Raw genomic sequence first — 12,210 nt, forward strand, 5'->3', positions numbered from 1 at the left:
AAGGGCACGTTTGTGGATCAGTCTTCCAGCAGCTCTTCAGCCGTGGAAATGACGTTCTCCAGCGTGAAGCCGAACTCTTCGAACAGTGCTGGCGCAGGCGCCGACTCACCGAACGTAGTCATCCCGATCACGCGGCCTTCAAGGCCCACGTATTTGTACCAGTAGTCGGCATGGGCAGCTTCGATAGCGATACGCGCGCTGACCTGCAACGGCAGAACCGACTGCTTGTAAGACGCATCCTGCGCTTCGAAAACGCTGGTGCACGGCATGGAAACCACACGGACATTGCGACCGGCAGCGCTCAGTTGGTCATAGGCCAGAACCGCCAGACCCACTTCCGAACCGGTAGCGATGATGATCAGCTCAGGCTCGCCCACGCAATCGCGCAGCACGTAGCCACCACGGGTGATGTTTTCCAGTTGCTCTGCATCGCGAGCCTGATGGGTCAGGTTCTGACGCGAGAAGATCATCGCCGAAGGACCGTCGTTACGCTCGATGGCGTATTTCCAGGCCGCTGCCGATTCCACGGCATCGGCCGGACGCCAGGTGTCCAGATTTGGCGTGGTGCGCAGGCTGGTCAGTTGCTCGATTGGCTGGTGAGTCGGGCCATCTTCGCCCAGGCCGATGGAGTCGTGGGTGAACACATAAATGACGCGCTTCTTCATCAGCGACGACATACGCACCGCGTTGCGGGCGTATTCCATGAAGATCAGGAACGTTGCGCCGTACGGTATAAAGCCACCGTGCAGCACGATGCCGTTCATGATGGCGCCCATGCCGAACTCGCGAACGCCGTAATGCAGGTAGTTGCCGCTGGCGTCTTCGCCGGTGATGCTCTTGCAGCCTTTCCAGATGGTCAGGTTGGAACCGGCAAGGTCAGCCGAACCGCCGAGAAATTCAGGCAACAGCGGGCCGAACGCGCTCAGTGCGTTCTGGCTGGCTTTACGGCTGGCGATGGTTTCGCCCTTGGCGTTGACTTCGGCAACGTAAGCTGCGGATTTCTCTGCGAAGTCAGCTGGCAGCTCGCCGCTCATGCGACGGATCAGCTCGTTGGCCAGTTCAGGGTGTGCGGCAGAGTAAGCAGCGAAACGCTGATCCCACTCGGCTTCGGCAGCGAGGCCCTTTTCCTTGGCGTTCCACTCGGCGTAGATGTCATCCGGAATTTCGAACGGGCCGTGGGTCCACTTCAGCGCAGCGCGGGTCAGGGCGATTTCGTCGTTGCCCAGCGGGGCGCCGTGGCACTCTTCCTTGCCCTGCTTGTTCGGAGAGCCGAAGCCGATGGTGGTTTTGCAGCAGATCAGAGTGGGTTGATCGCTTTTGCGCGCGGTGTCGATGGCGGTTTTGATTTCTTCCGGATCATGACCGTCAACGTTGCGGATGACCTGCCAGCCGTAGGCTTCGAAGCGCTTTGGTGTGTCGTCGGTGAACCAGCCTTCGACTTCGCCGTCGATGGAGATGCCGTTGTCATCGTAGAACGCGACCAGCTTGCCCAGCTGCAGCGTACCGGCCAGGGACGCGACTTCGTGGGAAATGCCTTCCATCATGCAGCCATCACCCATGAAGACGTAGGTGTGGTGGTCGACGATGTTGTGGCCAGGGCGGTTGAACTGAGCGCCGAGAGTCTTCTCGGCTACGGCAAAACCAACGGCGTTTGCAAAGCCCTGACCCAGTGGACCGGTGGTGGTCTCCACGCCTGGGGTGTAGCCGTATTCCGGATGGCCCGGGGTGCGGCTGTGCAGCTGACGGAAGTTTTTCAGGTCATCGATCGACAGGTCGTAACCGGTCAGGTGAAGCAGCGAGTAAACCAGCATCGAACCATGCCCATTGGACATGATGAAGCGGTCACGGTCGGCGAACAGCGGGTTGGTCGGGTTGTGCTTGAGGTAGTCACGCCAGAGGACTTCAGCGATATCCGCCATGCCCATCGGGGCACCTGGGTGGCCGCTATTGGCCTTTTGCACGGCATCCATGCTGAGGGCACGAATGGCATTGGCACGTTCACGACGGCTGGGCATCGCTGATCTCCTGGGGCAGAAAGAATGTGGGATCTGAAAAAGGCGGCCATTTTCCCTCAGGCATAGCTTGGGGGCAATGACAGATAACGCCGCAGCTCCAATTTACTGAGTGGATGGAGCGTTTTATTTCAGCCGTCTACCCTACCGCACACAGACGGCGGAATCACGGCGCCTGACGACTGCCACCTATCAACCAATATCAAAACATTTTGATATTGGTCTTGCGGGCAACGAGGTCGGTAACTAGACTGCCGCCTTATGAATCTTCGCGTGCCTGTTATCAATCACGATCCCTGCGACGACCTGGCCGCCCTGTGCAAAGCCGGGGGCGACCCGTTGCGGCTGAACGTACTGCGGGCATTGTCCAACGATTCGTTCGGGGTGCTGGAGCTGGCGCAGATGTTCGCCATTGGCCAGTCGGGCATGAGCCACCACCTGAAGGTGCTGGCCCAGGCTGAACTGGTGGCCACACGCCGTGAAGGCAACGCGATTTTCTACCGCCGTGCCCTGCCCCATGTCGAACAAACCGGCGGCAAGTTGCACGCCGCCTTGCTCGAAGAGGCAGACGGACTGACCTTGCCCGAGGACGTCCAGGCCCGCATCGGGCTGGTGCATCGCCAGCGCGCGAGCAACAGCCAGGACTTTTTCGCCCGAACCGCCGAAAAGTTTCGCGCCCAGCAGGATTTGATCGCAGGGCTTGCGCAATATCGGGACAGCCTGCTGTCTTTGCTGGACAAACTCAGCTTTGACGCCAACGCCAGCGCAGTGGAAGTCGGCCCCGGCGACGGCGGTTTTCTGCCCGATCTGGCGCGACGTTTTCACCGCGTCACCGGCCTCGACAACAGCCCGGAGATGCTCGACCTCGCCCGGCAGCTGTGCCAGCGCAAGGTGCTCGACAACGTCGACCTCAGGCTGGCTGATGCGTTGGGCGATGTTCAACTGCGGGCCGATTGCGTTGTACTGAACATGGTGTTGCATCACTTTGCAGCACCGGCAGATGCACTGAAACACTTGGCCAATCTGTTGCTACCGGGCGGTAGCCTGCTGGTGACGGATTTGTGCAGCCACGACCAGAGCTGGGCCAAGGAGACCTGCGGCGATCTCTGGTTAGGTTTCGAACAGGAAGATCTGGCCCGTTGGGCCGTCGCTGCGGGGCTGGTCCCCGGGGAAAGTCTGTACGTAGGCTTACGTAATGGTTTCCAGATACAGGTCCGCCATTTTCAGCGGCCGGCTGGCGACACTCAACATCGGTATCAATCAGGAAACCCGTCGAGATGAGCGAATACTCCCTTTTCACCTCCGAGTCCGTGTCCGAAGGGCATCCGGACAAAATCGCCGACCAGATCTCCGATGCAGTTCTGGACGCCATTATTGCTGAAGACAAATTTGCCCGGGTCGCGTGCGAAACCCTGGTCAAGACCGGCGTTGCGATCATCGCAGGCGAAGTCACCACGTCGGCCTGGGTCGATCTGGAAGATATCGTCCGTAACGTGATCCTCGACATCGGCTACAACAGCTCCAATGTCGGTTTCGACGGCGCGACATGCAGCGTGATGAACATCATCGGCAAGCAGTCGGTGGACATCGCTCAAGGCGTTGACCGCAGCAAGCCTGAAGATCAGGGCGCCGGCGACCAAGGCCTGATGTTCGGCTACGCAAGCAACGAAACCGCTGAATTGATGCCCGCGCCCATTGCGTTCTCGCACCAGTTGGTCAAGCGTCAGGCCGAAGCACGCAAATCCGGCGCGCTGCCCTGGCTGCGCCCGGATGCGAAGTCCCAAGTGACCTGCCGCTACGAAAACGGCATCGTGGTTGGCATCGATGCGGTCGTGTTGTCGACTCAGCACAACCCGGAAGTGTCTTACGCCGACCTGCGCGAAGGCGTGATGGAACTGGTCGTCAAGCACGTATTGCCTGCTCATTTGCTGCACAAAGACACTCAGTTCCACATCAACCCGACCGGCAACTTCATCATTGGTGGGCCGGTAGGCGACTGCGGTCTTACCGGTCGCAAGATCATCGTCGACAGCTACGGCGGCATGGCCCGTCACGGCGGCGGCGCGTTCTCCGGTAAGGATCCATCGAAGGTCGACCGTTCGGCAGCGTACGCTGGCCGTTACGTAGCCAAGAACATCGTCGCTGCCGGCCTGGCCGAGCGATGCGAGATTCAGGTGTCCTACGCCATCGGCGTCGCGCAACCGACTTCGATCTCGCTGAACACTTTCGGCACCGGCAAGATCAGCGACGACAAGATCGTTCAACTCGTCCGCGAGCACTTCGACCTGCGTCCGTACGCGATCACCACCATGCTCGACCTGCTGCACCCGATGTACCAGGAAACCGCTGCCTACGGCCACTTCGGTCGCACGCCGGAAACCAAGACCGTGGGCGACGACACGTTCACCACGTTCACTTGGGAAAAAACCGACCGCGCCGATGCCCTGCGCGCAGCTGCCGGTCTGTAAAACGCCTTAGCTTTACGGCGTACTAAAAGCCCCCAACGGTGCAAGCCGCTGGGGGCTTTTTGCATTCTTCCAATCATATAGAGGCAAAAACGAACATATCTTCATCGCGCCCACTCAATAGTCCATTTCGCGATACTGCCAAGTAATATTTAGACTTTAAATGCGATTGCTAGACTCATTTTCGATAACGGTTATCGCGGCCAGCAATAAGAAACATCCAAGCCCCTGATAATTAAAGCGTTCACAACAAATGATCTGCCAGGGTTTATTTTAGTGCGAATAAACTTGCGCTAACCTGACTCGCGAGCCATTCAAAATCACACGTTACTAATGTCAGGAATTTAACTCATGGACGACAACACGATTGTTACCTACGCCAAACTTTTCCCCGGCCAAGTGGCGGATAAATGCTCACCTTATGCCCTGGAGTCCAACACAGGGCCTTTGGCCTATCTCCAGGCACTGTACGCACAGGTGCAATCGTTAGAGGCAAGCGGAGACAAGGACCAGGCAATCACCCTCGCTAGCCGTCGACCCGACATTGGCGAGCGCGTACTGGATCAGGGGAGTCTGGACAACCAAGTTTGCGCACTCCCATTAGCCATCGACGCGATGACCCGCCAGGCTCAGGCCCATCTGGGTAAGGAAAAAAACCTCGCACAAGCGATCTCCGAGTCTATATACCCAGCGCAGCTGCCCTTTCACTACGCTCTGGAAACAATTAAAGCCGTGGTTCGGCATAAAGGATCTTCGCTGTTCAATATGCTTCAGCAGCTGGAGTACAACTTCCCGAGTTTTAGCTACGGCAACCTGCGCACCAGTGGATTAAGACGTGTAATGCGCACCGCCACTGGGTTTAGTCCGGCTTTGCAATCGTTGCTGCTGGATGAAAGCGCACCCTCAGGTGCCCGCTTTCTAGGGGAGCGTTACGGCGTCACCAGCCGTGGTAACGATGCCGTTAAGCAACTTATTGACGTTGAGTACTTCTGCAGTCAAGCCGGACTAGCCTCGGAAGATATTTTTGATTTGCTGGCTGTGGCCAGCGTTGCCGAAGAAGCAAAAAGCGGAGTCACTGCGGTCAAGCAGTCGGTCCATGTGACATCCGGCGCAGCCGCAGCCGCCATGGCCGGTCATGATTTTGGCGCCGTATTCATTAATAACGCAAAACAGCCGGCTCTATCACTGGAAGATGCCCTTAGTGGCGAAGGTATAAGCCTTCGGATCAAAGGGGCGACCGCCGACCACTTTGGACGCATCCACAAGATCATTCACCTGAAACACGCACTGAAACTACCCTACGACCAGGTCGATACCCTCGTCATGGCGGCGCTGCGGGCGGAGGGGCAAACCAAAGACTTCCACATCACCGAAAACACGTTGCGCGCACTTGGGGTATATCAACACCTGCACGCGGAATATGGCGTAACCGCTGAACAGTTCGCAGCATTAATTGGCGGTGTGACACCTTACGCAGTCGGTGAAAACAGACCCTTTCTTGATCGGGTGCTCGATGGCCCGGACACAGGCCAGCTGGCTGATATCGACGCGGCGTTGATGATTGACGGACGCGCGTTCGTTTTAGACCCTCCCGCAGACAGTGAAAGCCAAAGCGTAACGAAGTCGATCACAGGTTCTATTTGCCGCGCCTTCGCAATAGACGAGCTTTCAGCTCAAAACTACCTACTGGAAATCACTAAAGCGCTGAATCTAAAGGCGCCGGCGCTGACGCTGCCTGTCATTTCTTCGCTCTACCGCCTCACTCGCCTTCCTCGCCTATTGCGGCTCGGGATGGCCGAAGGAAACTGTTTGATAGCGCTGCTTGCACAGGTCAATCCGCAGGTTCTATTACAGCTGGCCGGTCAGCCGGTCATATCTGACGACGATGAAAAGCCCGACATCCTTGATGTGTTGATCGGCATCACCAATCTGGAAAAGTGGGTGCGCGAGCAGAAGATCTCGGCGAGTAACCTGCTAGGTTTGATGACACCGCTGTCCGATATGCCCGATACAAAGAAGGCTTCGTACGGCGTGGATGCGCTAACCCGACGCGTCGTGCGAGATGCCATTCCCCAGCTCAGATCGACGTTGATAAGCGAGTCGAAAATAGCCCAAGGCGCCGGGGCTAATGTGTCCATCACTTCGGGGACGTGGTTACACGCGCTCCAGACCTATGTGGACAGCAAGGGGATGGTGAAAGTAGACCTCGCTACTTCAACTCAAAGTCTCGTGCAAAACTTGACGGCAGATCTCAATGGCAAACTGAGGAGCAGCAGCAGCGGGCTAAACCTGGCAGAAAGCGATGTCAGGGAAGTGGCTGGCAGGCTGGAGTCAGTCTTCAGGAATGCCGCCATTGCGCAGGAAGACATCGCCAAGCACCTTTTAAGCGCGGCATTCAGTCACCCTGATGACGGGATGAAGTTCACATCTGAACAGGCGATGCCATTGTTGCAATGGACAGACGAAACGCCGTTCAGTCTGTTGATGGATGTGCTTTCGTTTGAGGACACGCCTCAGACCCAAACCGATGAGTCACTCCAAGGGCTAGATATTGCCCTGTGGCACAAACTCGCACGGCACGCAGGCGTGCTCAAGGCCCTGCGAGTAAGCGGCAAAGGGCTGACTGCGATGCTGGATCATCCCCGCTGGTTTGATTTAGAGGACGAGTACGAGTACGAGTACGAGGACGAGACTGATGAACCACGCGCGCCTCCAGCTTTGACACTGGACCTGTGTTACCAGATCAGCCGCTACCGCGACTGGGTCCAAACCTGCCAGCGCAACGGCTATGAAGAAGTCGATGCGCTTAACTATTTAGCAATGGCGTCCAACAGCGACCGGCCTGAGGCAGCCAAGGAGGCTGCGCAGCGCTTGGCGCAACTTATTGGATGGTCGACCAGCGAGACTTTACTGGCGTCACCCCACCAGCGGGTAGCAAAGCAAACACCCGTTAGAGCGAATGAACCAAAGACGTTAGATGATTTTTTAGGGACATTAACTGTTGCGGAGCGCAGTTATTACAATTACTGCCAGAGAGAAAATCCTAATGGAGGATTGGGGGTCCTGATTTTTAGATATCTACGAAATCAGCGTCACCCTACCGATACCGGTGCGAAACTGATATTTGACAGATTTAAAGTGTTCGCCGAGGAAACCAAGGGCTTGATAAACGTGAGCGCAGCGCAGTATCTTCCAACAACACAGCCCAAGGTGTGGAAAGAGGTTACTGCAAAACACCCTCAAATAGGCTCACGCTCCATCACCCTCCAAATATATTCGCCGCCGCCTCTAGCGCCTATCGAATATGAGAGAGTGCCCTGTGTACCGAGCGCTATCAGTGCGATTGACCTGATTCTCCGCATACAGACACAGTGCGCCTTTACCGGGCTATCTTTTCAATCGATCTTTGATCTCTCGCGGCTGGACCATGAGTCGAAATATGACGACTACCAAACCAGTGGACAATTGCTGTTAGCGGCCTGTAATGAGGCCATCCTTAGCCAACTTGAATCGGAGCTGCAGGAACAATGGCGAGATGCTCTGGCGGCCTACTTGATGGGTTATTGGGTGCCAACATCCACATCACTTAAAACGTTCATGACAGGCATCGAAGATCTGTCGAGCTATTTTCTGACAGACATATTTGTGACCTCAGCTATTACCACAACGGCTGTCACACAGGCGACAGCGGGTCTACAACATTACCTGCACAGGCTGCTCGCCCGTCTTGAACCCGGATATAAGAGTTCGATTGTCGAGCAAGACGCACTGATGTTCTGGCGAATGCATTTGAGCGAATATGGCACCTGGAAAAAATGGCACACCCAGATCAACCACCCTGAAAACCTGATTTACTACGCCAACCGCCCCAACAAAAGCGCTGCCTTTAAGACTTTAGAAGTAGAACTTAACCAGGGAAAACTGGATACCGAACTTTTGCAAACGGCAATTACCAGCTACCTGACCAAATTCGAGAGCACCAGCAACTTGCAGATCGTCAGCGGGTACCTGGATGGCTTAGACCCCAAAAACGACACTTACCACTTTATTGGCAAAACCAACAACGCTCCGGCGGAGTATTACTGGCGATCAGTCGACATGGGGCTGAGGGACGAAAAAGAGCGTCTCAGCCCAATGGCATGGTCGGAATGGGAAAAAATTGGCATGGCAGCGGGCGGGCAGATTGTCCAGAGCCGCTACACTGACCCGGTAACCCAGGAAGTAATGCGAAGCGATGCCATTCGCCCCGTGGTCATTGAAGGGCGGCCGTACGTATTTTGGGTAGAGCGCGGCACCAGCGGCCTGCCTAGCGCCGACGCCAAAAATCAGACCCCTACAAAATTTAAAAAAATCACTATTCAATACATCTATTTACAAAGCGACGGTTTCTGGAGTCCGTCCAATGAGTTGCTATGTCTTGATGGCACACAAGGAGGGAAACGGTTGCCCGATGAAAACAACCCCTACCTCAAAGACGACACTTACGAACCGGGCTTGATCGCCTTGGTTGATATTGAAGGAGACCGCATAAAAGATCCATGGCTGACGGTGATGATGTATAACTGCGCCTACATTCCTCCCTCAACGCCCAGTGAGAAAGCCAAGTTGGATTCTGAGAATTATGGAATACTGGGCAAGGACTATTTTATCCAGGCGCGAGACTTGTTACTGATCGGGAACAAGGTCTTCGAAACCGATGACAAAACGAGGAAATTCGGCGAAAAATCGTATACCGCTTATTGCGACATTAGAAAGATTCAGCATGTGCACATGGGTGATTTCTCAACAGCTACCTTTATACAGACTAAAATGGGAGATGCTGTCTATCCGTACGAACTTAGCAGTTTTTTTAGATTCGATTCACTAACAAAAATAATAACGAGCACGATAGTACAACAAGATGACAAATCATCCATAGCTAAAGATGAATTGCTACGTAAATACATTGCACTGTCAACAAGGTTATTTGTAAAAAGTCCTAAGGAGGAAGGGCGATCAGAACTAAAAAGTGAATTTGCTGACATAGACGGAAGAACAGTTTTCAGGTTTGATTTTCCGTGGAAAGCAAGTGGCGAGTACACATTTTGGTTAGAGGAAAAACTTAAAGTCCTAGTACAGGTCACCTACGACCTGAAAAAAAATAGATCGGATCAAGAGATGGACGTTTCCATAAAGCGCAATCAAGAGCAGGCGCAATACCTGGATTTGAGCGCTGTCGCCGAACAGGCGCCTGTCTTTCCGTCCAACGCGATTCGCCTCAATACCCTGTTTGGCAAACAACTCGTATCCCGAGCCATGCGCAGTGCGGAGCGCGCGTTGCAATGGGAAGCTCAGTTGATAAAAGAACCCACTATTGATCCTGATATTCCGACGCCTCCGGTCGACTTTCACGGCGCCAATGGTGCGTATTTTAGAGAACTGTTCTTGCACCTGCCTACGTTGGTGGCCACTCGTCTCAGCGAGCAGCAGCAGTTCGACGACGCAGAGCATTGGTATACACAATATTTATTCGACCCTTACAGAACCGAGAATGACGAACAAGGGCACCCTGCTCTTTGGAATACTCGGCCCCTGGCTGAAGTCGGGACCGGCAGTTCGCTCCTCCAAAAACATGTGGACCCAACCGCCCGCGCGTTTAATTTGTCCATTTTCTACCGGCAAGCAATCTTTCTGGCAGTCGTGGATAACTGGCAGCGACAAGGCGATCATTTTTTCAGGCAGTTGAACCCCAGCAGTCTCAACCACGCGTGGCTTTGCTACCAGAAAGCACTGAAATTGATTGGGCCATTGCCAGAGCGCCTTTCAGTGTCTCGCTGGGAGCCAACACCTTTGAATCAGCTGACACCAGACAGCTTTCGCGCTCCATTGAACGAGCGTGTCATGACAGCCCGGAAAACCCTGGAGAGTCGCCTCTATAACCTGCGCCACGGGCTTACCCTTGATGGCAAAGCGTTACCCGCCATGGACTCGCGCACAGAAGGTGCAAACCCGTTCGACTTCGCCCAGCGGGGCGTAGCGCAGCTTATCAGCACCTACAACAGCGACCGCACCGAAATCCCTGCCTACCGCTTTCGCCAGTTGATACTGATTACACGCGCAGCGGTACAACAGTTAAAGGACATGGGTCGTCATTACATGAAGTTGATGGAAGATGAGTTCAATACCAGCTTCTCCGTGCTCCTCAAGCAGCAGGAACTCAAAATTTCCGATTTCACCCTGAAACTTAAACAGGAAGGCATTAGCTCGATACAAGCGAAAAAACGGGTATTGGAGCAGAGTAAGAAAGCAATCACCTACAGAAAGAATTTTTTCTCGGATCTGATCGACACAGGCCGGTCCCCAATGGAGGAAGCGGCGACCGGGCTTATCTGGAGCTCCGCTGTCCTGAAAAGCATGTCGACACCCTTTCAAGTTAGTGCTGGGATAACTGAAGGTCTGGTCCCGACCATTTACGGCTTTGCGTTCGGCGGTAACAACCCCTCGGCACCGATGGCAAAGACCGCGTTGGTGATGGAGTGCCTGGCAGAGGCTAGCAAACTCACTTCGGATCAATTATTGATCGAGTCCGGTTACGAACGCAGGGCCCAAGAGTGGACATTCGAAATGAAACAAGCCGAAATGGAGCTTCAACTTATTGATCTTCAGTTGGCCGAAAGCAACATCGAACTCAATGCGTCCAACATAAGCCTTGAGGAGTCTCGGACCGAGCGCGCAAATCTGGAGGAAGCTCACATTGCCATGACTACCGGGTTCACGATTATCCCGGTTTATAACTGGCTGGTTGCTCGTCAAGAACTGCTCTATAGCCCTGCCTATGATTCGGTGCTTTCCCTTTGCTTGAGTGCGGAAGCAGCATGGCGCTATGAGATTGGCGACTACAAGAGAAGTGCATTCATCAAGCCCGGCGCCAGGAATGACTCTTACAAAGGCATGCTGGCAGGTGAGGCATTGCTTGTTGACCTGCAAGAAATGGAAAACGCATACCTGCAGGCTAATGAACGGCGCTTGTGCATCAAAAAAACAGTGAGTTTGAAAGGAACAAAAACAGACCCCCAGTGGCTCGAAATCATTAAGGGTCTTGCGACTAAGCCTTTGGAGTTTGAATTTAAATCTGCTGATTTCGACCGCAATTACCCCGGCCATTTCCTGCGCCAACTCAAGCATGTCTCCGTGTCGTTCGTCCTGGGGTCAGGCGCCGAGGCGAACTTAGAAAACGTCAGCGCAATCCTGTCTCAGACCCACAGCAGCACCTTGGTCGAGGCAGACCCTGATGGTGCGAAGTTCCTGTATGGACTCACCCAAAAGCTCCCGGCGTGTATCAAATACAATCTGCGCGCGCATCAGCAAATTGCGTTGTCTGCATCGAGAGCCGATGACGGTCTGGGGTTTGGCCAGGCTGACTGGGCCTATGAACTGATGTTTCATGATGGTCGCTATCTGCCGTTCGAAGGCACCGGGGCAATATCACGCTGGCAGTTGAGTTTCCCTGATGGGGAGTTTGTCAAATCTCTATTGAGCACAGACGAAAGGTCGACCCTGGTCAAGAATATTCAGGTTCATGTTGTTTATAGCGCCGTCGATGGGGGGACCGAATTTACTGAGACGATCAAACAACTCATGCAACCGACCAGGTAAATTAGCGCACGCTCTAAGACGATGGTTATCGGGGACCGGCGAGCTACGACGGCTTGCTGGTTCTTGGTCACATCAGGCAATTATTGACGGCACCCATG

Annotated in this window: 4 protein-coding genes; 3 read left to right on the plus strand and 1 reads right to left on the minus strand. The window is 54.6% G+C overall.

Translation table 11 applies throughout. The features are described 5' to 3' along the window. Positions 1–17: 17 nt before the first annotated feature. Positions 18–2,015, minus strand: a complete 1,998-nt coding sequence (gene tkt / locus OYW20_RS24230; RefSeq protein WP_268798389.1) for a transketolase — start codon at positions 2,013–2,015, stop codon at positions 18–20. A gap of 258 nt (positions 2,016–2,273) precedes the next feature. Between tkt and OYW20_RS24235 the strand changes: the two genes are divergently transcribed. From OYW20_RS24235 to OYW20_RS24245, 3 genes are all read left to right on the plus strand, one after another. Next, positions 2,274–3,293 (plus strand): ArsR/SmtB family transcription factor, encoded by a 1,020-nt coding sequence (locus OYW20_RS24235; RefSeq protein ID WP_268798390.1) that lies wholly within the window; start codon positions 2,274–2,276, stop codon positions 3,291–3,293. Beyond that, a complete protein-coding gene (gene metK / locus OYW20_RS24240; protein ID WP_268798391.1) occupies positions 3,290–4,480 on the plus strand; it encodes a methionine adenosyltransferase in 1,191 nt (396 codons plus the stop codon). The genes OYW20_RS24235 and metK overlap by 4 nt, the downstream gene beginning before the upstream one ends. A 348-nt stretch (positions 4,481–4,828) precedes the next feature. Beyond that, the gene (locus tag OYW20_RS24245; protein WP_268798392.1) at positions 4,829–12,112 is read left to right on the plus strand and encodes a Tc toxin subunit A-related protein; all 7,284 of its coding nucleotides are present in this window, start codon (positions 4,829–4,831) and stop codon (positions 12,110–12,112) included. The last annotated feature ends 98 nt before the right edge of the window (positions 12,113–12,210 follow it).

The sequence above is a fragment of the Pseudomonas sp. BSw22131 genome (assembly GCF_026810445.1).
Classification (GTDB): domain Bacteria; phylum Pseudomonadota; class Gammaproteobacteria; order Pseudomonadales; family Pseudomonadaceae; genus Aquipseudomonas; species Aquipseudomonas huanghezhanensis.